The organism is Gudongella sp. DL1XJH-153 (genome assembly GCF_049310905.1).
GTDB lineage: Bacteria > Bacillota > Clostridia > Tissierellales > Tissierellaceae > Gudongella.
Window position 1 is genome coordinate 32,379 of the sequence record NZ_JBMEMN010000002.1, and the last position, 22,122, is coordinate 54,500.

Annotated in this window: 23 protein-coding genes; 8 read left to right on the forward strand and 15 right to left on the reverse strand. The window is 38.7% G+C overall.

Going from position 1 to position 22,122, the window contains the following annotated elements; all coding sequences use genetic code 11:
* Nucleotides 1-31 precede the first annotated feature (31 nt).
* The 12 genes from ACOEN1_RS01740 to ACOEN1_RS01795 form a co-directional block, all read right to left on the reverse strand.
* Nucleotides 32-799, reverse strand: a complete 768-nt coding sequence (locus ACOEN1_RS01740) for an NADPH-dependent oxidoreductase (protein ID WP_422484689.1) — start codon at nucleotides 797-799, stop codon at nucleotides 32-34.
* An 84-nt stretch (nucleotides 800-883) separates the two neighbouring features.
* The gene (locus tag ACOEN1_RS01745; RefSeq protein ID WP_422484690.1) at nucleotides 884-1,846 is read right to left on the reverse strand and encodes an ABC transporter ATP-binding protein; all 963 of its coding nucleotides are present in this window, start codon (nucleotides 1,844-1,846) and stop codon (nucleotides 884-886) included.
* Between the two features lie 18 nt (nucleotides 1,847-1,864).
* The gene (locus tag ACOEN1_RS01750) at nucleotides 1,865-2,707 is read right to left on the reverse strand and encodes a hypothetical protein (protein WP_422484691.1); all 843 of its coding nucleotides are present in this window, start codon (nucleotides 2,705-2,707) and stop codon (nucleotides 1,865-1,867) included.
* Nucleotides 2,708-2,719: 12 nt separating this feature from the next.
* Nucleotides 2,720-4,342, reverse strand: a complete 1,623-nt coding sequence (locus tag ACOEN1_RS01755; protein WP_422484692.1) for an ABC transporter permease — start codon at nucleotides 4,340-4,342, stop codon at nucleotides 2,720-2,722.
* Nucleotides 4,343-5,446 carry an extracellular solute-binding protein gene (locus tag ACOEN1_RS01760; RefSeq protein WP_422484693.1) on the reverse strand — a complete coding sequence of 368 codons (1,104 nt, stop codon included), beginning with the start codon at nucleotides 5,444-5,446 and terminating at the stop codon, nucleotides 4,343-4,345.
* Nucleotides 5,447-5,623: 177 nt separating this feature from the next.
* Nucleotides 5,624-6,139 carry an SOUL family heme-binding protein gene (locus ACOEN1_RS01765; RefSeq protein ID WP_422484694.1) on the reverse strand — a complete coding sequence of 172 codons (516 nt, stop codon included), beginning with the start codon at nucleotides 6,137-6,139 and terminating at the stop codon, nucleotides 5,624-5,626.
* 12 nt (nucleotides 6,140-6,151) lie between these two features.
* Nucleotides 6,152-6,604 (reverse strand): VanZ family protein, encoded by a 453-nt coding sequence (locus ACOEN1_RS01770; protein ID WP_422484695.1) that lies wholly within the window; start codon nucleotides 6,602-6,604, stop codon nucleotides 6,152-6,154.
* Between the two features lie 36 nt (nucleotides 6,605-6,640).
* Nucleotides 6,641-8,101 (reverse strand): beta-Ala-His dipeptidase, encoded by a 1,461-nt coding sequence (pepD, locus tag ACOEN1_RS01775; RefSeq protein ID WP_422484696.1) that lies wholly within the window; start codon nucleotides 8,099-8,101, stop codon nucleotides 6,641-6,643.
* Between the two features lie 46 nt (nucleotides 8,102-8,147).
* Complete coding sequence (locus ACOEN1_RS01780; protein WP_422484697.1) at nucleotides 8,148-9,305, reverse strand: DUF2974 domain-containing protein; 1,158 nt, start codon at nucleotides 9,303-9,305, stop codon at nucleotides 8,148-8,150.
* Nucleotides 9,306-9,332: 27 nt separating this feature from the next.
* The gene (locus ACOEN1_RS01785; protein ID WP_422484698.1) at nucleotides 9,333-10,091 is read right to left on the reverse strand and encodes a Mut7-C RNAse domain-containing protein; all 759 of its coding nucleotides are present in this window, start codon (nucleotides 10,089-10,091) and stop codon (nucleotides 9,333-9,335) included.
* Between the two features lie 180 nt (nucleotides 10,092-10,271).
* Entirely contained in the window at nucleotides 10,272-11,714 is a 1,443-nt protein-coding gene (locus tag ACOEN1_RS01790; protein WP_422484699.1) for a hypothetical protein, read from the reverse strand.
* A 104-nt stretch (nucleotides 11,715-11,818) separates the two neighbouring features.
* The gene (locus ACOEN1_RS01795; protein ID WP_422484700.1) at nucleotides 11,819-12,370 is read right to left on the reverse strand and encodes a helix-turn-helix domain-containing protein; all 552 of its coding nucleotides are present in this window, start codon (nucleotides 12,368-12,370) and stop codon (nucleotides 11,819-11,821) included.
* A gap of 153 nt (nucleotides 12,371-12,523) precedes the next feature.
* Between ACOEN1_RS01795 and lepB the strand changes: the two genes are divergently transcribed.
* Nucleotides 12,524-13,069 (forward strand): signal peptidase I, encoded by a 546-nt coding sequence (gene lepB, locus ACOEN1_RS01800; protein ID WP_422484701.1) that lies wholly within the window; start codon nucleotides 12,524-12,526, stop codon nucleotides 13,067-13,069.
* Between the two features lie 30 nt (nucleotides 13,070-13,099).
* Here the strand turns inward: lepB and ACOEN1_RS01805 are convergent, their stop codons facing one another.
* From ACOEN1_RS01805 to ACOEN1_RS01815, 3 genes are all read right to left on the reverse strand, one after another.
* A complete protein-coding gene (locus tag ACOEN1_RS01805; RefSeq protein ID WP_422484702.1) occupies nucleotides 13,100-13,651 on the reverse strand; it encodes a guanylate kinase in 552 nt (183 codons plus the stop codon).
* An 11-nt stretch (nucleotides 13,652-13,662) separates the two neighbouring features.
* The gene (locus ACOEN1_RS01810) at nucleotides 13,663-14,205 is read right to left on the reverse strand and encodes a DUF6512 family protein (protein WP_422484703.1); all 543 of its coding nucleotides are present in this window, start codon (nucleotides 14,203-14,205) and stop codon (nucleotides 13,663-13,665) included.
* A gap of 81 nt (nucleotides 14,206-14,286) precedes the next feature.
* Nucleotides 14,287-14,547: a hypothetical protein gene (locus tag ACOEN1_RS01815; RefSeq protein ID WP_422484704.1), complete on the reverse strand. Its 261-nt coding sequence runs from the start codon at nucleotides 14,545-14,547 to the stop codon at nucleotides 14,287-14,289.
* A 232-nt stretch (nucleotides 14,548-14,779) separates the two neighbouring features.
* Here ACOEN1_RS01815 and ACOEN1_RS01820 point away from each other — a divergent pair, with 232 nt between their 5' ends.
* The 7 genes from ACOEN1_RS01820 (at nucleotide 14,780) to rbsC (ending at nucleotide 22,085) form a co-directional block, all read left to right on the forward strand.
* Nucleotides 14,780-16,108: an NfeD family protein gene (locus ACOEN1_RS01820; RefSeq protein ID WP_422484705.1), complete on the forward strand. Its 1,329-nt coding sequence runs from the start codon at nucleotides 14,780-14,782 to the stop codon at nucleotides 16,106-16,108.
* A 29-nt stretch (nucleotides 16,109-16,137) separates the two neighbouring features.
* On the forward strand, nucleotides 16,138-16,938 hold the full coding sequence (locus ACOEN1_RS01825; RefSeq protein ID WP_422484706.1) for a slipin family protein: 801 nt from the start codon (nucleotides 16,138-16,140) through the stop codon (nucleotides 16,936-16,938).
* 282 nt (nucleotides 16,939-17,220) lie between these two features.
* A complete protein-coding gene (locus ACOEN1_RS01830) occupies nucleotides 17,221-18,228 on the forward strand; it encodes a LacI family DNA-binding transcriptional regulator (protein WP_422484707.1) in 1,008 nt (335 codons plus the stop codon).
* Nucleotides 18,229-18,242: 14 nt separating this feature from the next.
* Complete coding sequence (gene rbsK / locus ACOEN1_RS01835) at nucleotides 18,243-19,181, forward strand: ribokinase (RefSeq protein WP_422484708.1); 939 nt, start codon at nucleotides 18,243-18,245, stop codon at nucleotides 19,179-19,181.
* A 2-nt stretch (nucleotides 19,182-19,183) separates the two neighbouring features.
* Nucleotides 19,184-19,591 (forward strand): D-ribose pyranase, encoded by a 408-nt coding sequence (gene rbsD, locus ACOEN1_RS01840; RefSeq protein ID WP_422484709.1) that lies wholly within the window; start codon nucleotides 19,184-19,186, stop codon nucleotides 19,589-19,591.
* A 28-nt stretch (nucleotides 19,592-19,619) separates the two neighbouring features.
* A complete protein-coding gene (locus tag ACOEN1_RS01845; protein ID WP_422484710.1) occupies nucleotides 19,620-21,116 on the forward strand; it encodes a sugar ABC transporter ATP-binding protein in 1,497 nt (498 codons plus the stop codon).
* Nucleotides 21,117-22,085: a ribose ABC transporter permease gene (rbsC, locus tag ACOEN1_RS01850; protein WP_422484711.1), complete on the forward strand. Its 969-nt coding sequence runs from the start codon at nucleotides 21,117-21,119 to the stop codon at nucleotides 22,083-22,085.
* Nucleotides 22,086-22,122: the final 37 nt, after the last annotated feature.

The window sequence follows — 22,122 nt, forward strand, 5'->3', positions numbered from 1 at the left end:
CCATAACTAAACATGGAGGAGCTATAAAATTCTATTCTTCTTCAATCATCAATTCAAAACCTTGCTTTCTTATTAGATTCACCAGCAGCTGTCTTTTATCTATTACACTCATTGTTTTTGCAGCCACCTGATCAGTGAAGCTATCCACTCTCTTGTTTGCATTTCTAAGGTCATAATAGGTTTGCATCTCTTTATCATAATCCTTTAGCTCACTTAGGTAATCCTCGTGGACCTGATAAGTGTTTTCAAACACTCTTAAACTCATGTCCATTCTTGGCTTGACTTGCGGATCCTGGTTTGGATAACCGAAGCTTAGTCCTACAACAGGAAATGTCAGTTCAGGCAATCCCAATATATCACACATCTTTTCAGCATCATTTAGGATGCTACCAAGATAATTTACCCCCAACCCCAAGGATTCTGCCGCTACTACAAGGTTCTGGGCAGCAATGGCCGAATCAGTAAAACCCTGAAAGAACTTGTCCATATCTCTTGCATTTACTGACTCCACTCCCTTTTGTTCAGCAATCTTTGCATTTCTGAACTGGTCTACAATAAAAATCAGAAGCTCCGGTGCCCTTGCTACATATTCCTGTCTGCAAACAGTTGATATTTCATCCTTCTTTGCCTGGTCAGTTATCCTCATTATCGAATAAGTCTGCATCCCATTTGATGTGGCAGTCCTCTGTGCAACATGCATCAGTGTGTCAAATATTTCCTCTGGAACCGATTGCTTTTTAAATTCTCTAATGGTTCTGTGTTCCAATTGTTTTTTTATAGTGTCATTAATCAATGTCATCAATTTACCCCCTTTTTTCCTCTATTTCACTTATACCCTTTAGTTTTACTTCTTTACACAAAAAAGGAGCCAATCGGCTCCATGTTAGTCATTCATGATTACTGCATTCTGCAGTTTAATATCAAAACCAAGCTCTTGTCCCTCCATAGGGATTGATTCCCCAAATATTATTGATGGAACATCCATAATCAGATTTCTACGATGCCACTGCAAACTTAATCTGGTAATGCTTCCCAGATATTCGACCCATTCCACAATCCCCGAATATTCTCCATCCTTTGATGGTATTATGCCATCTGGTCTTACCATATAAGTATCATCAGCATATTCTATGAAATTACACTCTCCCATAAACTCAGCTACAAACTTGTTTACCGGGTTTTCATAAACCTCCCTTGGTGGTCCAATCTGCTGGATTACCCCCGAGTTCATAATCACTATCATGTCAGCAATTGACATGGCCTCCTCCTGGTCATGTGTTACATATATACCAGTAATATCTGCTTTCTTTTGAATCCTTCTTATTTCTTGTCTCATGGATACTCTTAGCTTCTCATCCAGATTGCTTAATGGTTCATCGAACAGAAGTGCATCTGGTTGCACTATCAAAGCTCTTGCAAGAGCTACTCTCTGCTGCTGCCCTCCACTCAACTGGCTTATCCTTCTATCCTCATATCCTTCAAGTTCAACTGTCTGCAGTATGTCCATGATTCTTTTTTTTCTGTCTTCTTTCGAAAATCCTCTTACCTTTAACCCATATGCTATATTTTCACCTACAGTTAAATGTGGAAATAGAGCATAGCTTTGAAATACCATAACTGCATTCCTTTTTCTTGGATCCATTTCTGTAACATTAAGATCTCCGAAATGAATCGCTCCTTTTTCAACCTGCAGCAAACCTGAAATAAGTCTCAGCAATGTTGTTTTACCACATCCTGATGGTCCAAGCAAAGCTACAAGTTGTCCATGTTCTGCCAATAGACTTACATCATCAAGTACCCGATTTGTGCCATAATGATGTGTGATTGAATCAATTCTAATATCCATATCTATCACCTGCCCTTATCAGGACTGAAGTCCAAAATCCAAATATACAACTGTGACATCATCATGAGTCTTTAAACGTCCAATCGTTCTTTTCTCTCTGTCGGATTCCTCCAAGCCCCTTAGTTCGCGGATTACTTCCCTGACCCCTTTTGCTCGAATTCGATCCAGCAGATTTCTTCTGCTATATTTATAATTCAAGGGTACTATTCCATCAGTTGAAAGAAGGCACCTTTCAACCTCATCTATCTGGAATTTCCTATATATTCCCATATCAACTGCCTCTATGCTATGTCCTAGAATAAAATAGCCTCCAGGAATATTCATCTTTTTTCTGTTCCTTATAAGTATATCCATCTCTTCCTCTGTAAAACCCTTGAATACCAATTGTCTCTCTCTTTGATGATTTCTTCTCATCAGTTCGACTACCTCAGAATCAAGTCCTTTTAAAGCCTCATCTGTAACGATTTTACAATCTCCCGATTTGTCCTCAACAGATATTTCAACATCTCCAAGAACGTAAGATTCTAAAATATCACCGTTCTTTCTAATGATTGCTATTCCTGCTGATAACTGTTCGTGTGGTTGCAGAGTATTGAGATCTACAAACTTTCCGTATTCTCTGTTAAATTTTTCAATGCCTTCCTTCATGATTTCTTGAATGGTGTAAGTGGTATCGTCCAAATAATCATCCAGATAATCTCTCCACCACTGAACCATCCAGCTGACATCATTTCCATCAGGAACATAGCTTCTCTTTGTTAGTGCAGAGGCACCATCAATAACAAATGCACCTCTTTTTGTAAGGCCATATATATCCTCATTGCTTTTTTTTACAGTATCTGTATGAAACTGAATTCTCATTTTACACCTCATCTATTCAACATTTCCCTGCAGTCTTTTTAATATCGATGAACCTATGGCAGTCAAGAGTAAAACCAAAGCTCCATAAGCCATCGCCAATCCAATCTGAAACTCAAATACACTGTTCACCATTGCTATTGATATAGGTCTATTGGCAGCAGTATAAAGAAAGGCTGAAATAGTATATTCGCCCAAACTTCTTATGAACACTAGTAAAAATCCTGACCATATCCCTGGAGAAACCAAAGGAAGAGTAACTTTTAAAAAAGTAGTAATTCTATTTGCACCTAAGTTCATAGATGCTTCTCCATACTGATCCTTTAGTCGCTGGTAAGAGATTGTAACAGAACGGACAGCCATGGGCAACATGCTAATAAAATAAGCAAGCGGAAGCATTATCCATTTTCCCAGTAGAACTGAACTGAATCCGTTAATCATATTGATAGCTATGGCACTGGCTGGCAATGCAAATGGCAGCATCAATAATATTTCCAAAAGCGGTTTCAATCTGGTTTTTGTCTTGGTTACGGTGTATGCTGCTGGAATGGCAATCACAATTGCTGCAAATGCCGCAATCAAAGCCATTCTTAGACTGTTCATAAATGGAGCTAAACTTCTGCTCCTTGTGAAAATCCTTATATAATTATCAAAACTGAACTCTCTTGGAAAAATCTCTATCATCCAGGATCCTGGCTTCACAAATGATAATACAATTATTGTTACTATGGGAAGAAAAATCATAATTATTATTCCAATTGCTAATGCTGACATAATGACTTTCACAATACTGTTCTTTATCCTAACTGGTTGAATCAAATGTTCTCTTGTACCTGCCTGAAATGAAACCTTTCTTTCATAATATCTTGCAATCAGCATGTAGCTTATTGCAAACAATGAAAGGACTACTACCTGGGCTGCAGCAAGATCCATATATAAATTTGCCTTGGCAAGAAGTATCTGGGTCGTTAAAACTTTAAATCCTCCGCCTATAATATTAGGAGCAGAGAACGAACCGATCCCAGTCATAAATGTCAATATTCCTGAACTTATTAGAGCCGGAGATATGAATGGTAAAACAATAGTCCAAAAAACTCTCACAGGTGATGCTCCAAGATTCATAGCCGCTTCAATAACTGATCTATCAAGCTCTTTTACAGCTACAGATACATTCATGTAAAAGTAAATGTATTGAGTATATGCATGAACCATAAGTATTCCTGGGAGTCCCATAAATGTATACGGCAATCCTTCCAGTCCAAATGCATTCTGAATGGTCTTGGTAACCATACCACTTTCCCCATAAAGCTGAACAAATGCAAATACTATGATAAGTCCTGGAACTACCAATGGCAAAAGCAAGACCCGATCCAGCAGTTTCTTAAAGGGAAAATCAAAATAATGTACAAAAAATGCAAGAAAGGTCCCAATAAAACCACAGATTAAAACCGTAAATGCACCCATAATCAAAGTGTTTTTTATAGCTACCAGGGATCCTGCTGTACTAAATATATATTCATAATTTTCTAGTGAAAACCCCTGGTCAGTTTGCAAGCTGACCAGAAGTGTTCTAACTGACGGATATAATACGAAAACTCCCAAAACAGCCAGTAAAACCAGCTTAATCAGGTTTTTCATTTAATTCACATCTTTTCCTGTATCCTTGATTTCTGTATCCCATTTCTGCATCCATTCAGATTGCTTTTCTGATAAATCGACCCAGTCAACATCCATTGCTTCAAATGTTATTTCATCCATCCACTCTGGAGAAGTTGCAAGTGCCCCGGGGTGTGTTGGCAAACGGTTAAACTCATTTGCCAGCATGCTTTGAATCTCTGCACTTCCCGCAAATTCTACAAATGCCTTTGCTGCTTCAGGGTGTGGAGAATTCTTTATTGCTGCTATTCCATCTGTTATTACAGGATAACCACTTTCTAGCTGGATTATTTCTATAGGTAAATTGTTGTTCAGCTTGTTGTCTATTACATCGTTAAGCGTTGAAAAGCTTATGCTGGCTTCCTCTCTTCCTATTGCCTGCATCATAAGTGAGCCACTGTCAAAATACTGCTTGGTATTTTTATCAAGTGCTCTCATAAACTCCCAACCCTCTTCTATTGAGGAATTTTTTTCATGCTGTTGAATCAAAGCAGAATACATAACCCTTGCAGATGATGAAAGTGCGTTTCTGAAGATGAGTTTCCCTTCATATTTAGAATCTGTCAGATCATACCAGTCATTTGGTAAATCTTCAGGTTGAACCAAATCTGTGTTATAGAATAATGCAACAGGTGTCTGGATAGTTCCAAACCAATGATTTTCTGAATCCTTGAACATTGGGTCAAGTTCATCAGCCCATTCAGGGTTAAAAGGTTCAAAAAGGTCCTTACCCTTAAGGTCCATAAAAAGATTTGATGCTCCTCCAAACATTACATCGGCCTGGGGATTATCCTTCTCAGCCTCAACTCTTTCTGCCAGCTCTCCTTTAAGATTTATATACTCAACCTGGACTCCTGTCTCTTCCTGGAAAGCTTCTGCAACCATTTCAATCATGTCTTCACCATGTGTTGAATAAATTACAACCTTATCCTCAAGCTCTGACACTTCTTCTGCTGGCTCTTCAGCTGGTTCTTCTACCTCTGGTGTCTCTGCTGGTTCTACGGGTTCTTCAGTAGTTGAACACCCAGTAAATGCAAATATCATAACTCCTACAACAAATAATACAATTAATGCTTTTTTACTCATCTAATTCCTCTCCTTTTTGTAATCAGTTATTCATGTCCTAATCAATACTATCATTTGAGTTTATGTCAATAAAGGGTTATTAGATTTTTCTATTAGCCTATTTTTCTCATAAGAAAACCTAATCACATAAAAAGACCTGCTATCCTTAGCAGGCCATGATTCGCTTATTCAGTTCTATTAAACCGTATACTCTATTCTAACCATTATTTCACTCTTCTTTATAAAGGGCAGCTGAAATGGTGGATCGTAAAAAGCATTGTAATAATTGGACAACACTTTGTATCCCTTGTCCTCGATAAATTTTTTGAGCTTCTCCTCATTGTCCATTATCTTCTTCTCTGTAGGATTGCCCCTGAATCTTATAACTGCAAAATATCCTTTTTTAATTGTTTTTATACTTAGAAAATCACTATTTGGCAAGGGAATTTCATCCTGATTGAATTTTGAGGGTACAACAAAAGACATGGTTTTAATTCCTGATTTCTTCTCATCGATTACAGGAACGGTCATACTGATTTTTTCTTCTCTTTCATTTCCTTTCGAAATATATAAAAACAGATTTGAAAAACCCTCGTTTGAGGTACGATCATCGGGATTCTCATAGGTTACAAGATTGTATGATTCGTACTTCCTGATTTCAATGTCTCCATATTCCTTAACAACCTCATACTGCGGACTTTCATAAATGCCCATGGCTAATTCCCCCTATATGTTGGATTTCCTAAACTTCACTCTTCCAATCGTATATATGCCTATTGCCGTTAAAGACCCCATGCTATCTATAATGACATCCCTCAGCTCACCGCTTCTACCTGGAACAAAAGTCTGATGAAACTCATCTGATACTGCATATAAAAAGCATATCGCAAGCGCAGTAATAAATGCCTTCCTGCCTCCAAGTCCATTTACATATAATGCATTTATTTGCAACAGCCCCAAAATGAAATATGCAATAAAATGAGCATTCTTTCTTACAATATGATTGAGCCACTGGACCTGTGGTGCCAATCCAGGAAATACTCCTGAAATCAAATCAACAATAATTTTTGTAATACCTGTACTCAGTTGATTTGAATCAGCAGCCTGCTGACTGCTAAGGTAAAATATGATAGCCATCCACGCGAGAACAAGCAACCAAGGTGTCTTCTTTCCAAACATTTATCTATCTCCTTTTATTTCAAGCAAATACTTATGCTATTCATCATTTTTCAGTTTTTCAAGGAAACTTATAAGCATTTCCCAGTAGTCTTCTGTTTCAGCTATTGAAAGGTACTCGCTGGGTGAATGTGCTTCGTAGTAGGGAGATCCAAGGGATATTACAGTTGACTCTGGAATATTCATGTTGAAAATTCCAGCCTCAAGAGTAGCCTGACTTGCATGGAACTCTGTATTCGGGTATACATCATTTAGTATTTTCATAAGTTTTTCACTTACATTGTACTCCCAATGTGGAAGGTCTCTCCCAATACTGTGTTCTACTCCCAGCAGCTCACATAATCTAACTGCCTTTCGGAGTAGAAAGTACTTCTTGCCTGGAAGAAAACTTCTGATAAGCATTGTTACAAATACCCTGTTTTCATTTGTTTCAATTACTCCTATATTTGTTGCGGACTCCATTGCTCCGAGAAACTCCCTATTTAGAGAGAACAAGCCATCCGGGAGAATTGTTAGAAGGTCCAGCAATTTGTTCTGTGACTTCTCATCAATTACATTATCATAAACCTCAACTTCAAAGACCAAGTCCATTTTAACTGAGGGATCTCTTCTTTCCATCTCTTTTTTTATAACTGCAAACTCTTCATCCAAAATTCTTGTGACATCATCTCTTGCAACAGCTGGATAAGATATAACACAGGTTGAATTTCTGGCAAATGCAGATGACATTCCTTGTCCACCTATAATATCAGCCAATCTGAAATCAACCTTATTCTGCAATGCAAGAATCAATCTTGTCAGTATAAGAATTGCATTGCCTCTTTCATCCATGGAATTCATCCCGGAGTGTCCACCTTTAAGACCTCCAATTTTTATTCTGCATACTTCAGATTTCTTCATAACAGGTTCTCTTTTGATGGGAATACTCATCTCTAACTCGAGCTCCCCAGAACCACAAACCCCGATTGCCTCAGCATCAAGATTTAGAATAAGCCTGCTCTTTATTTTTGAGTAATCCAGATTAAAGGCTCCTCCCATGTCAGTCTCTTCATCTGTGGTAAATACTGCCTCAATCTCAGGATGCTTAAGACTCTGATCTTCAAGAATTGACATTATAAATGCCACTCCAATCCCATCATCTGCTCCAAGAGTCGTACCATCCGCCATGATGGTATCGCCTTCCCTTATTAATCTTATTGGGTCCCTTTTAAAATCATGATTAGTGTAAAGCTCCTTTTCACACACCATATCCAGATGCGCCTGAAGCATTACCGGTGGTTCTTCCTCGTAGCCTTTCGCTGCAGGTTTTCTTGCAACCACATTAAGATGCTCATCCTGATAAACCTCAAGACCCAGCTTCCGTATGAAGGAGAAAATATAGTTGCTAATGCCTATTTGATTTGATGGCACTCCAGATCCTCTTGGAATCACTGAAATATCAGCAAAATGCTTCCAGAAGGTCTTCTCTTCCAATCCTTCGATTGCATCATAGTTAATCATTTTTTAATCTCCTTTCATATTAAGGTCTTTGGAATCATCCTGCTGTCTATTCCTGATCCTTCCTCTTCCTTGATTTTCTACGTGATACAAGAGAATCAAAATCATCTGAAATAGACTTTTTTATTACTTTTCTTGCCTCTTCAAAAAGCATGTCAATCGTATCCTTTAGATGATCTTTTGTTACAGAATCCATCGTCTTCAGTGCCTTGATCATTGCATCTGCAGCACTGAATTTTTCATGATTTAGTTCTGCCAGTGAATTTGCTCCAGTCTCATTTAATACATCAAACAATGCATCCACGAAGGCTTTTTTTTCATCCTTGGATAGCTTTTTTACCCATGCCCTAATTGTGGTATTGATATTAAGGCTTTCCTTTGTCAGGCTGTCAGCCAGAATAAATCCATTTCCAACAACCTCCCATATAAAAGGATTATGCTGAGTTATTGCAAGTCCCCTGCTTTTTACTATATCATAGTAGGTTCCGTGTTCAAGAAGCATTCCCACTATTGATGACTCCGGTAGAAATGTATGAATCCTGTCCCTAATACTCCTGTAGTCTTCTCCCTCAACCACCTCGGGCTGAAATCCAGGACCGTCATTGTTATATATTTCTATTATTCTTGATTTATTCAGCTCATTCATCTTCAATGCAGCGTAAATGGCTAGATTCCCTCCCTTTGAATGTCCTCCCAGAATAAAATCACCCTTCATTGCCATTATAGCCCTTCCAGTATATGCAACTGCCTCCTTTTGGGACTGGACTTCTTCCATAAAGCTCATCTGAAGATCTTCTTTCCATCCTGCAAGAGAGTCATCTGTACCTCTGAATGCAATATAATTGATCTTATTTGTAAGTTTAAAAACTACAGCTGAAAATTGCTTGGTTGCCTCTGGATCAATTTGGTTTATGTACCAAGTTGCTGCAAGATTTCCAAATCGTTCTGTTTCTGCAGCTTTATTTAATAGATCAGGAATTACATTGAGGAATGGTATGTCCTCCAGATGGGTAACATCCTTCTGTTCCCTAAACATCTTGGCCGCTTCCCTTAAACTTATTGTACCCTTTTCTCCTGGTTCGGGAACTATTCCTTCAAAATCATTGTAGCTTAAGATTGAAAGAATCAAACTATCTACTTCATTCAAGGGATCCCTTGAAAAATCAAGATCTCCTCTCCAATCAAGGTAATCCATAATATTGGTCATTTTTTCACCTTCCGGTTCTTTTTTTGCTTACATATTCTCGTTTCTGTTTCCTTGTCTCAACCCGTTAATTATAACATCCATCTTGTCGGTATGTGTACCTTTCCAGTATATTTTTCCACAATTTTCGCATATTTTAAAGACATGACGTATTTCCCTTACACCTTCTGGCAATTGATCCTCTATTTTCTCTTTATTGATAGGAACAAGTACACCATTACACACAAGACACCTTGAAAAAGGCTTGATGTTTTCAAGAAGGTTAAACTTTTCAATGACCTCTTTCAGCTGTTCCATTGGATATCTGGACCTAACGAGGTAGGGATATGAAACATTCTTCCGCATTAAAAGCTCCCTGTCAAAGGATAAAAGAATCCTCTTTTCGGATTCTGATATATTGGCAAGCCAGGGATCATCAGCATCTATTCTGTAGACAACATCAAATCCCAGCATTCTAAGATACCTAGCAAGTTTTCCCAAATGTACATCAAGAACAAATCTATGTACTTCAGGAAATTCTATCACTGTCTTGGATATAGAATTTACATCAATTTTTTTGAATACCGGATAAACCGAGACCCTTTCTCCTCCATACAGCTTTCGGGAAAAACCTTCCACCTCTCCATCTATAAGTAGTAGCCCTACTTCGCTGTGTGGTATTCCAAGTGATTCAACTACATCCTTAACCGAAGGCGTTCCTTTAATATGAATGATAATTTCACCGCCTTCGCGATGGTTCCAGAGGAGTCTATTCAATTCACCATATATTCTTAAATCGACATGATTCATATAATTTCCTCCAACGATTTCCTTAAAATTATTATACCCTGGATTTCCATAACTACCGACATAATATGAGTTTTTGTTTGTTACTCAACTCTCCAGATGGTGGCTAAAGCCCTTGGGGCTGAAGTATTCTGGGATGAGGCAACAAAGACAATATCATTCAGAGATAAAATTTGGATGTCTTCAAATTGAAGACATCCTTTTTAGATGCTCTATTAGCCTAGTGTTGTTATCTGTCCTAAAAAAATGTTCGAAACACATTTTTGCAACCCTTGGTGTGAAAATCCCAGCCTTAACCTGTGGCCACTTGCTTGCCTGGTTATAGAATACCGTCTCGCTTGTCCAGGGTTTAAGATCAAATCTACAGACAAAGCTATCATATCCCAGTGCTGAAAGAGCAGCTATCCTGTGCTGACCTTCGCTGGCAACGAATCTGTAATCGTCCTTCCGGACTAGTAAATATCCCGTAATATATCCATCCACAAAGAAATCCGGATTATAACCAGTCTCCTTTAGAGTGTCATAAGCACCTCTAAGCCTATTGAACTCAGCATGACCAAATTCTTCAGTATTTGGACCAATATTATGATTCCCACCTTTTCTTGTTTCAAACCTTTTTTCCCTCAAAGGAGGATTGGCAGGTCCTCTCCAGGGATCATACAACCATCCATGATCCATTGGAAAACAATCCACTCCCTCTTCCCAAAGGTAATTGTCTCTTCGATTGTCAGGTTGGAATTTATCATAATAGTCCTTGAGATATGATTCCTCATATTTTAAATCCTCGTTATTTTCATACTGTTTCAATGTTTCAACGAAATAGTGACCCTGCTCTGTATACATAAATCCATTGTTGTCCCTGCACTTTTCCATATCTACCTTAAGTATTACAGAGTTGCTCTTTAGTACCTCAAGACCTTCAGGAATCCTTGTCTCTTTCTGATCAATTTCATCCTTGGATGACAGAATCAAGATTTGAAACTCACTCTCTTTTGATATTAATGACCTATCCAAACAAATCTCCCTGCGAAACTCAACTGGATTTATCTTTATACCTTTTGGTATCAACATTATGATATCAACATCTTCGTTCTCAATATAATTATTCAAAAATTTCTTTTCCCTCATGTAATCGTCAACTATCCAGACAAGTCTGTCCACTTTTTGAGAATTCTCATTCCCGGCCATTAAAGGAGAAAGCTCTCTTTTCAAATACTCCCTTCTTAGCACAGGAAAATTGGCAAAGATGCATTTTTCCCATTCATCTTCACAGAGTGTCAAACCAATTGATTCGAAGCCCCTCTGAGTCATATAGTTCAATAAAAACCCACCAGTATTTTCAAGATATCCAGTCTTTCCCTTTTCCAAGTCAAAATTTTCAACTATGGTATTTATAAACTCTTCATATCTATATGGAAAATAATAATTGAATACCTTTTCTTCATTTTTACACTTAATTCTTATTCTGTATCCCTGCTTGTCTTTTCTTGTGCTGGAATAGCTTTTTATATTTCTCAAGGCTTTTCTTGCTAGAACAAGACTCTCTTCATCTCTACTCTTCATATACTCAATAAAAACTGAAATATTTCTGTCGTCTTCCAAAAGTTTTTCTCCATCTCCCGGCATAAAACAACCCCCTCACACATAAAATATACCCAACAAATGTAATACAAAAAACTCCCGGCAAAAAAATCCGGGAGCTGTAACCAATATTTATTTGATAGTATTCCCTAATATTTTACTATGTCTTGAAATACCACAGGTTCAATAAATGGATTTGAATAGCTGTGTTCCCTGTCAGCCTTAAATGAGAATGCAGCAGGGGCCTTGATCTGATAGCTTTCATCATCTACCTGCACTATCAGCCTGCCTTCGGTTACCACAATGTATTCGCGACTCGAACTTCTGTGAGGTGCGGATTTGTGGAATGCACTGGGCAGAAGCTTAATATAGAAATATTCAAAACCAGTTACTGGATTAAATGGAAATACATTGTAGAGAATCATCTTCCCCTCTGATTCATAAACAGGATCTTGTTCTTCAAAATTCACAACACCAAGTTTTTCTTCCTCTTTTGTCTCAAAAAGTTCAGAAAAAGATATTTTAAGACCAGTGGAAATCTTCCAAAGCGTTGATATTGTAGGATTGGACTCTCCTCTTTCAATCTGTCCAAGCATCGCCTTGCTGACACCTGTCAGTTCTGCTGTTCCCTCCAGAGTCAATCCTCTTTCGGACCTTACTCTTCTTAGCACTGTGCCCACATTCGTAGATGGATCTGTCATATTAATCACCTTTTCTTTATTTATATTTACGTTTTATCAATATTCTTGCTATTTTTCTCTTAATTTCCTCTGTGCCATATCTTCGTTGTACTGAAACCCAACTAAGGGTATAATTATATTGTATTCAAAATTGACAAAGACAAGGAGAAAACAATGACTACTGATAATTCAAAGATAAGTCTCAACAGCAAACTGATAATATTTTTTGTGATAGCTGCAATTATGATCACGGGAATATTAATCTCATTTGATACCATAGAAATAAATGGAGACTCAATGGTTCCGACCTTATCAGACGGTGATACAGTTGTCGTATGGAGTCTTCCTTACCTTCCTGGAATGCCGGATGAAAACCTAGATTATGGAGATATAATCGTAATCTCTGCTCCCGATTCCATGGATAATGTTCTGATGATAAAAAGGATCATAGGTCTTGAACACGATGTAATAACTATTGAAAATGGTCTTGTCTATAGAAACGGATTTCCACTTCAAGAACAATATGTCAACGGCATGACCCTGCCATTGAATTTGCAGGCAGATGAAGAAAAAATGCCTGAATGGGATATGGATTACAGCTATACAGTTCCTGCAAATCACGTTTACATTCTTGGTGACAACAGACTTCTTTCATCAGACAGCCGTGAATATGGAGCTCTTCCTCGCAAAAATATAATTGGAAGAATGATTTTTCCATAGATTATCATGAATTCTGTGCTTCTATTTAACCTATACCCAATCTGTCTCTTCTAATTTACTGCCTATTCCCTCTATTATTATCCTGGACATCCACCAGTTGTCTTTTGTATTAAGAATAATAACATGAGAGATATCGGTCATTGCATCTATCTCTTCACCATATAGTTTGCTTCTGCTTGAGAAATCAGGATCTCCTCTTTCTTTCATCCTCTCAAAACATTCTTCAAGTGGTGTCCTTATCCCAATCACAAGAAGATTATCCGGAAATACCTCTTTAAGCCTTTTTGCACCATTGATGTCCACTACAATCGAAATCAACTCTCCCTTTGAAATCGAATCTCTCAAGGGTTTTATTCCCATGCCGTAAAGATGCCCATTATACTCTGTGTATTCAAGAAGTTCCCCTTCATCATAAAGTCTGAGGAATTCCTTCTTCTCCATGAAAAAGTAGTCAACACCATCCCTTTCACCCTTTCTAACGGGTCTTGTGGTAAAAGTTATGACTTTTCTTAAATTCATGTATTTGGCAAGAGTTGTCTTCCCTGAACCACTTGGCCCAATAAATGCTACAATATTAATCATATTATCATCCTCTACCTGATTTTATAGATTCCATAGCTTCCTGTTATTGAGTCTCTAAAATAGTCATGCATTGGCGGATTAAATGTGAATCTGAAAAATATCGAAAACATTAATCCTATCACTGTTATCCCTGCAATGAGAAGCATCAAGGATGGTCTCGTTTGACTCATTACATAATATCGGGTAATCTGTCCTGCCAAAGCACCTAAAAGAAACGAAACCACATGAACGACAATATGTGCCTTAGCAAAGATCATCTCGTAAATCTCAATCCCTCCAAAAGTTACTATCAGGAAGACGGCAGCTCCTGCAGCTAATGCAAATAAATAATTATTACCTCGAAGACCCAACAGAAAGTATTCAATTCCTCCAATTATAAGCATGGGAAAGAATGCCATTTTCCAATGCTCCCACTTGCTCTCATTTACAGGGCTGATTATTCCTAAAAATGTTATCCCAGTTGCCTTGTATAGTTCATGAAAAGCAAGACCCATAAGAATAAGCAAAACCAAACCGAAATTTCTAGCTGAAGCCCAATCGCTGTAGGCTTTCATTTCAATCATCTCCTAAACATTCTTGAGTTTTCCCTTCTTATGCTAATATTTTCTTATGCTTAAAAACATCCGCAACCTAAACTAGAACATCATCTGGCTGGGCATTCTTATGTATGAAAAAAGCATCCCTGCAAAAAGGAAGTAGAATACCACTCCAATCAGTGCAACAACAAGTTGGGCTTTGAAAAAGTTTGATTTACTCCTCTTTGTTCCATTGCCAAAGGCCCATACAAATGGCATAACAATATTAACCAAAGGTATTACCATAATCAAAGCTGTTATCAGCCACTCTGAAACACTTACTGGTTCATTGTTCCCATGTTCGTATCTGTAATCTCCCAAAAGTATACTCCTTTCTTCGCATCCATAGATTTATCTTCTACTGTCATTATATCAATATTATCATGATTTTTTTGAATTTTTGATAATAATCTGAAATTTTATTACTCTAATGGGAATATTTACAGCCTATTTCCAAAATGAGCAGTTGTAAATATCATGAAAATATATTCAGGGTACTTCTCCTGGGTATACATAAGATAAGAAAGTTACCATGATAAGGTAAGGTGGTGCTATGAAGCGAATAATAAGCATTATACTAGTTGCAGTAATTATTTTTGTGCCAATTTCAACTTCGAATTCCTCTGATATGGATGCTAAAGGTTCACCTCTAATTCTTACTATAGACCTTGATGATATGATAACAGCAGGTACTGCAGCAAGAATTGAACGAGGTGTCCAGGAAGCCGAGGAAAGAGATGCAACTGCCCTTGTCCTTCTTTTGGATACTCCTGGAGGACTTGTGGATTCAACCCTTAAGATTATCAGTGACCTCTCTGCATCGAATGTTCCAATAATAACTTATGTAACACCTCAAGGTGCAATTGCTGCTTCTGCAGGATCCTTTATTCTACTTGGAGGGCATATTACAGCAATGTCACCTGGGACAACCACTGGAGCAGCAATGCCAGTGACTATAACTCCTGGTGAGGAAGAAACCCAAACTGCCGATGACAAGACAATTCTATTTCTTGCAGGTCATATCAGAAGTATAGCAGAGACCAATGGAAGACCTGGAGACATTGCTGAGCGATTTGTAACAGAGAATCTTACCATAAGCAGTCTTGAGGCATTGGAGCTAGGCGTTGCAGATTATATTGAACCCAACCTGGTCTCACTTCTGGGTACTATTCACGGACAGGAAATTCAATTCCAGGGAAAAACAATAATGATGGACACAGAGGATGCAGTAATTGAATCAATTGAACCAGACCTAACTGAAAAGATTACGCATCTTATAAGCAATCCACAAATAACATTCATACTTCTTATGGTGGGAGTATACGGCATCATATTTGGAGTCAACAATCCCGGGACATTTGTTCCCGAGGTTCTGGGTGCCATTTCTCTTATACTTGCGCTGTTCGGGCTTGGAATGTTTGAAGTAAACCTGTTTGCCGTTATCATGATATTCCTCGGCATGGGACTTCTTGTAGCTGAAGCTCTCACCCCAACCTATGGAGTGTTGGGGACTGGAGGAGTTGTCAGCGTTGTATTAGGAATCATATATCTCCCTGTTGAACCATTGGTCACCAGCAGATGGCTGATACAATTTAGACTTATGGCAATAGGCATAGGTGCTGTAGGATCAATATTTCTGGTTATTCTTCTTGCAGGACTTGTAAGACTTAGGAAAACGCCTGTCTATATGGGTGAAAATGAATTTTTAAATGAACTGGGAATAACAATGGAAAATCTTGATCCACAGGGACTCGTAAGAGTAAAAGGAGAATTGTGGAAGGCACAGACACGAAGTGAGTCCTTTGTGCCAGCAGGAACTCATATAAGAGTATTGGAACGGCATCAAATGGTTCTTATAGTTGAACCGGTTGATAAAGAATAATGTAGCTTTAAATTAAAGGAGGTATTTCAATGATACTGGATTTGTTTGAAGGAATTATCCCCTATCTGGGTGGTATAATCCTGGCTGGTGGACTTCTTAAGATGGCCGTAAAAGTAATCCCTGAATATGAAAGAGGTGTTCTTTTCAGACTGGGAAGACTTGTATCAGTTAAAGGTCCTGGCCTTATACTGATAATCCCATTCATTGATAAAATTGTAAGGGTTTCATTAAGAATTATAGTTGACAACGTCCCACCACAGGAAGTTATTACAAAGGACAATGTTACCTGTAAGGTCAATGCTGTGCTTTACTACAGGGTTACAGAACCTGATAAGGCAGTCATAAATGTTGAGAAATTCCATGAAGCAACAAGCCAGTTTGCCCAGACAACGATGAGAAGCGTTGTAGGTCAGGCAGACCTTGATGAACTTCTCTCAGAAAGGGATAAGCTTAATAAGAGAATTCAGGAAATCGTAGATTCAGCAACAGATCCATGGGGAATAAAAGTTACGGCAGTGGAAATCAGAGATGTTATGATTCCTGTGGAAATGCAACGGGCAATAGCACGACAGGCTGAAGCTGAACGTGACAGAAGAGCTGTTGTAATTCAGGCAGATGGTGAAAAGCAAGCCGCAAAGAAAATTGCAGAAGCAACGGAAATCCTCACAGAGGTTGACGGTGCAATGACCCTTAGGATGCTAAGAACCATAAGTGAATCTGCCAATCAGCAAAGCAATACCATTCTCTTCCCTCTTCCAATGGAATTAAAGCATCTTCTTAAGGATGTTGGTCCCAAGGAAGTTAAGGAAAAGATAATTGAAACCGAATAGAATAATTCAAGCTGAGTCCCAATATGGGGCTCAGTCTTTTTTATTGCGAATAGGAAATTTATACTTTTTTTAATCATGAAATTTCCGTAGATGAGTATCATAAAAAGCTTGCTTAATTCATCTTTAGATGTTTTTTCTATTTGATAGTTCCAGTTGATAGTTCCAGAAAAGTGTTAGTTGGAATTATTTTTTCAAAATATGTGTAAACTGTTTTCAATATAGGTTTTAGTGGTATAATATAAATGTAGTTAAACGTTTAACCAAATGGAATGAGTTGATTTTATGAAGAAACGCAACACAACCATAAAGGATATCGCAAAGGCGGCGGGTGTTTCAACCGCAACTGTTTCAATGATATTAAATAAGAAGGATAAGAGTATCTCACAACCAACAAGGGATAAAGTCCTTAAGATAGCAAAGGATATCAATTACATTCCCAACTCCATGGCCAGAAGTCTTGTAACCAGTCAAACAAAAACCTTGGGTTTGATACTTCCGGACATCGTAAACCCCTTCTTCCCCGAAATTGCAAGAGGTGCTGAAGACAAGGCAAGGGAATCCGGCTACAATATCATAATTTGCAATACAGATGATAATGTGGATCAGGAGAATAAATATATTCAGATGCTGTCTGAAAAAATGGTTGATGGCATTATCCTCACCCACTCTGCGAACAGAAATGATGAAATGACAGGTCTTGAGAACACCAGAATACCAATTATTTTGATTGACAGAGATTATGATTCACCTAATATACTGGGAAAGATTTTGGTTGATAATGCAAAAGCATCAAGTGAAGGTGTAAATTACCTTGTGACTAAAGGCTACAGGAGAATTGCTTATATTGCCGGCCCATTAAACACAGGTACGGCCAGAGACCGGCTTGAAGGATACAAAAAAGCACTATTGGATAATGATATTGAATACGACGAAAACCTTGTCAGGGTCGGAGAATACAGAACAAGATGGGGTTATGCAGCTGCAGAAGACCTGCTGAATAGCAATCTGGATTTTCAGGCTATCTTTTGTGGCAATGATGCCATAGCAATTGGCGCAATGAAAAGAATCAGGGAAATGGGAATCTCAATCCCCGATGATATTGCAATAATGGGATTCGATGATATATATATATCCTCCATGGTAGACCCTGAACTAACGACCATAAAGCAACCCAATTATTCCATGGGCTATGAAGCTGTTAAAATGATGATTGATTCAATAGAAGGCAGAAAAGCTGATAATAATAATCTTATTCTAGATACAGAACTTATAATAAGAAAATCCAGTTGAAAGGAGCTAAAGAAATGGTGATAGTTGTAGGCAGTCTTAACATGGACCTGGTTATAAGAGCTCCTAAAATACCAAGACCCGGTGAAACAATCCTGGGCTCTGACTTTAAGCAGGTTTCAGGCGGAAAGGGAGCCAATCAGGCAGATGCTGCAGCCAAGCTTGGTACAGAAACAATTATGCTTGGTGCAGTAGGAAATGATTCGATGGGAAAGCGACTTAAGGATTCACTCGAAAGGGATGGCGTCAATGTTCAGATGGTACTTGAAAAGGACGATTCCCCAACCGGAGTTGCAGCAATTGTAGTAGAGGATTCAGGAAACAATGCCATAACAGTCGCACCGGGAGCTAACTCTGGCTTCTCTTCGAAAGACCTTTTACAAATGGAGAATGCGTTTAAGGGAGCAGACGTCATGCTGGTCCAGTTGGAAACACCTTTGGATACGGTCAAGACAGCTCTTAAGTTGGCAAAGAAGAACAATGTTACCACAATTCTAAATCCAGCTCCTGCAATGAATCTTGATGATGAAATATATACACTGGTAGACGTGCTTACACCAAATGAAACGGAGCTTGAGCTTCTGAGCAATATGGAAACAGATACATCTGAAAAGGTTGAAGCTGCTGGTAGATTACTTTTGGAAAAAGGAGTCTCTGAACTGGTTGTAACACTAGGCAGTCAAGGTAGCATGCATATTGGAAAGGATTTTTCACAGATTTATCCTGCCTATAAGGTAAAAGCAGTGGACACAACGGCTGCTGGAGACAGCTTCAATGCTGCACTTGCAGTGTCGCTGGCAAATGGTTCAACAATGGAGGAATCGATCCTGTTTGCCACCAAAGTAGGGGCAATGACCGTTACCAAGCACGGAGCACAAACCTCTCTTCCCCTTCTTCAGGAGGTAGAGCAATTTGAAAAATGGTATGAAAAACTGAAATTAAAGGAGGAGAGATAGAAATGAAAAAAAACTTCCTGCTTAACTCAGATATATCTTCTGTAATATCACGTATGGGTCATATGGATGAGTTGACAATTGGGGATGCAGGTCTCCCAATACCTTCAGAAACTCCTAGGATAGATCTTGCCGTATTTGAAGGTGTTCCTTCCTTCTTGGATGTTCTTAGAGCAGTTCTTTCAGAGCATAAGATAGAAGGAATAATATTGGCTGAAGAAATTAAGTATACAAGTCCCGAGATGCATGCAAAAATCCGGAAGCTTGTGGAGGAATTTGAAGATGAATTCAGTATCGCATATATTCCACATCTCGAATTCAAAAATCGAACCAAGACATCCAAAGCAGTTGTCAGGACTGGAGAATTTACTCCATATGCAAACATAATACTGATATCAGGAGTTATATTCTAATGATTTTTAGTTGAAGGAGGAATTCTCCATGGAAGAAAAAATTGTTTCAATGGAAAATATAATAAAGGAATTCTCCGGAGTAAGGGTACTGGATAATGTCGACTTCAATATATACAGGGGTAAAGTAATGGCACTTGTTGGCGAAAACGGAGCTGGCAAGTCCACTCTTATGAAAATTCTCACAGGAGTATATGTAAGGACCTCCGGAGATGTGAATCTTAATGGTAAGCCAGTGGATTTTAACACAACAAAGGAATCCCAGGAAAAGGGAATTGCATTTATCCACCAGGAGCTTAATCTTGTAAGGGACCTCTCCATCGGTGAAAACATCTTCCTTGGAAGAGAACCTGTCGGCAAGGGCGGAAAAATCAATTGGAAAAAGCTCTTTGAGGATTCAAAAAAATGGATTGCAAAACTGGGCTTGGATGAAGACCCCAGAGAACTTGTTAAGAACCTGAGCATAAGCAAGCAACAGATGATTGAAATTGCAAAAGCCCTTTCCCTTGATGCCCAAATTATAATAATGGATGAACCAACTGGGGCCCTGACCATGTCAGAAACCAAAAGATTGTTCCAGGTTGTTCGAGAGCTTAGGGATTCAGGACACAGTATCGTCTATATTTCCCACAGACTCAAGGAAATATTTGAAATCTGTGACCATGTGACTGTACTAAGAGATGGCACTCTCGTTGGAGAAGAGCCCATAGAAGATCTGGATGAAGAAAAAATTATTGAAATGATGGTTGGCAGAAAACTAAGTGAACAGTATCCAAGAGTGGCAACTGAAATCGGTGATGTGGTCCTTGAGGTCAAAAACCTAACCAACCGATTTGTACACAATGTATCCTTTCAGCTAAGAAAAGGAGAAATACTTGGAGTTGCGGGGCTTGTGGGCTCAGGAAGAACTGAACTTGCCAGGACAATCTATGGTGTATATCACCCTGAAAAAGGTGAAATATTGTTACATGGGTCACCTGTTACCATCAACAGTCCAAAGGATGCAATTGATAATGGAATTGCCTACCTTTCCGAAGACAGAAAGGAAAATGGTATCGTCCTTGGAATGGACCTTGTTGAGAATGTTACTCTGGCATCATTGAATAGGTATGTTGGCAAGATTGGTAATATCGACAAAAGCAAGGAAAGAGATTCCACCGATGCCTACATTAAGACAATGTCCATCAAGGCTGCCAGCAAGTATCAGCTTCTTCAGTTCCTGAGTGGCGGTAATCAGCAAAAGGTTGCTCTTGCAAAGAATCTTGATACAAATCCTGGCATTCTCCTGCTGGATGAACCCACAAGAGGTGTTGATGTTGGCGCAAAAAAAGAGATCTACGAACTGATCAATAAATACAAGCAAGAAGGAATGAGTATTCTTATGGTTTCTTCGGAGATACCTGAAATACTTGGAATAAGCGATAGAGTGATGGTCATGCACGAAGGAAAAGTAAGTGGTATTCTTGATATTGCCGATGCTGACCAGGAAAAAATAATGACTTATGCCGTCGGAAGGGAAGTGAACTAGATGGGTAGATTTTCTTTGAAGGGAAAGGGCTGGAAGCAGTTCTTGTTGGATAACAAGCCTGTTGTAGTCCTGTTGATACTAGTGGTGGCAATGTCTTTCCTAAGCGACAGATTTTTGACCTGGTCAAATATAATCACTGTTTTAAGGCAGACATCCATAAATGCAGTAATTGCAACTGGTATGACTTTTGCAATCCTTATTGGAGGGATTGACCTTTCAGTTGGTAGTGTTCTTGCCATTTCAGGAGCTATTGCAGCAAGTCTTGTGGCTAGTGGAATGAACATCATTTTGGTCATACTCCTGACGCTATTGGTGGGTCTTGCAATTGGCCTGGTAAATGGATTGCTTATAAGCAAAGGCAGGCTTCAACCTTTTATAGCTACATTGGGTACAATGACTCTTTTTCGTGGATTAACCCTTGTTTACACACAAGGTAGGCCAATCAGCATATTTGGATCAGATACATCCGCAATATTCTCAAAGATCGGTACCGGTTACTTCCTTGGAATTCCATTGCCGGTTTATATAATGCTTGTTGTATTCTTTATATCCTGGTATACACTTAATCACTTGAAAATCGGAAGATACACATACGCTCTGGGTTCAAACGAAGAAGCTACAATGTATTCAGGTATAAAGACCGATAATATAAAACTTTTTGTATACGGTGTAGCAGGTGTTCTGGCAGCTCTGGCAGGAATTATTGTAACAGCAAGGCTGGGTTCTGCACAACCGACAGCTGGCTCTGGTTATGAGCTCGATGCCATTGCTGCAGTGGTAATTGGTGGAACAAGTATGGCAGGTGGTATTGGAACAATATTTGGTACTGCAATCGGCGCAGTGATAATAGGAATCCTGGATAATGCATTGAATATGCTGCAGGTTTCATCATATTATCAGGATGTCGCCAAAGGTGTAGTAATTCTTATAGCAGTTTTATTGGACAGGAAACAGAGAAAGTCTCGTTAATATGATTTTAACCCATGTGGGTTGAGATAGATTAAAA

What these genes read in the sequence shown, in the direction of transcription:
- ACOEN1_RS01750 (WP_422484691.1), bottom strand. Translation starts at nt 2,707, where the DNA reads ATGAGAATTCAGTTTCATACAGATACTGTAAAAAAAAGCAATGAGGAT.
- rbsD (WP_422484709.1), top strand. Translation starts at nt 19,184, where the DNA reads ATGAAAAAAAACTTCCTGCTTAACTCAGATATATCTTCTGTAATATCA.
- ACOEN1_RS01755 (WP_422484692.1), bottom strand. Translation starts at nt 4,342, where the DNA reads ATGAAAAACCTGATTAAGCTGGTTTTACTGGCTGTTTTGGGAGTTTTC.
- ACOEN1_RS01765 (WP_422484694.1), bottom strand. Translation starts at nt 6,139, where the DNA reads ATGGGCATTTATGAAAGTCCGCAGTATGAGGTTGTTAAGGAATATGGA.
- lepB (WP_422484701.1), top strand. Translation starts at nt 12,524, where the DNA reads ATGACTACTGATAATTCAAAGATAAGTCTCAACAGCAAACTGATAATA.
- ACOEN1_RS01785 (WP_422484698.1), bottom strand. Translation starts at nt 10,091, where the DNA reads ATGAATCATGTCGATTTAAGAATATATGGTGAATTGAATAGACTCCTC.
- pepD (WP_422484696.1), bottom strand. Translation starts at nt 8,101, where the DNA reads ATGATTAACTATGATGCAATCGAAGGATTGGAAGAGAAGACCTTCTGG.
- ACOEN1_RS01770 (WP_422484695.1), bottom strand. Translation starts at nt 6,604, where the DNA reads ATGTTTGGAAAGAAGACACCTTGGTTGCTTGTTCTCGCGTGGATGGCT.
- rbsK (WP_422484708.1), top strand. Translation starts at nt 18,243, where the DNA reads ATGGTGATAGTTGTAGGCAGTCTTAACATGGACCTGGTTATAAGAGCT.
- ACOEN1_RS01790 (WP_422484699.1), bottom strand. Translation starts at nt 11,714, where the DNA reads ATGCCGGGAGATGGAGAAAAACTTTTGGAAGACGACAGAAATATTTCA.
- ACOEN1_RS01820 (WP_422484705.1), top strand. Translation starts at nt 14,780, where the DNA reads ATGAAGCGAATAATAAGCATTATACTAGTTGCAGTAATTATTTTTGTG.
- ACOEN1_RS01845 (WP_422484710.1), top strand. Translation starts at nt 19,620, where the DNA reads ATGGAAGAAAAAATTGTTTCAATGGAAAATATAATAAAGGAATTCTCC.
- ACOEN1_RS01825 (WP_422484706.1), top strand. Translation starts at nt 16,138, where the DNA reads ATGATACTGGATTTGTTTGAAGGAATTATCCCCTATCTGGGTGGTATA.
- ACOEN1_RS01805 (WP_422484702.1), bottom strand. Translation starts at nt 13,651, where the DNA reads ATGATTAATATTGTAGCATTTATTGGGCCAAGTGGTTCAGGGAAGACA.
- ACOEN1_RS01810 (WP_422484703.1), bottom strand. Translation starts at nt 14,205, where the DNA reads ATGAAAGCCTACAGCGATTGGGCTTCAGCTAGAAATTTCGGTTTGGTT.
- ACOEN1_RS01795 (WP_422484700.1), bottom strand. Translation starts at nt 12,370, where the DNA reads ATGACAGATCCATCTACGAATGTGGGCACAGTGCTAAGAAGAGTAAGG.
- ACOEN1_RS01760 (WP_422484693.1), bottom strand. Translation starts at nt 5,446, where the DNA reads ATGAGTAAAAAAGCATTAATTGTATTATTTGTTGTAGGAGTTATGATA.
- ACOEN1_RS01745 (WP_422484690.1), bottom strand. Translation starts at nt 1,846, where the DNA reads ATGGATATTAGAATTGATTCAATCACACATCATTATGGCACAAATCGG.
- ACOEN1_RS01830 (WP_422484707.1), top strand. Translation starts at nt 17,221, where the DNA reads ATGAAGAAACGCAACACAACCATAAAGGATATCGCAAAGGCGGCGGGT.
- ACOEN1_RS01740 (WP_422484689.1), bottom strand. Translation starts at nt 799, where the DNA reads ATGACATTGATTAATGACACTATAAAAAAACAATTGGAACACAGAACC.
- ACOEN1_RS01780 (WP_422484697.1), bottom strand. Translation starts at nt 9,305, where the DNA reads ATGACCAATATTATGGATTACCTTGATTGGAGAGGAGATCTTGATTTT.
- rbsC (WP_422484711.1), top strand. Translation starts at nt 21,117, where the DNA reads ATGGGTAGATTTTCTTTGAAGGGAAAGGGCTGGAAGCAGTTCTTGTTG.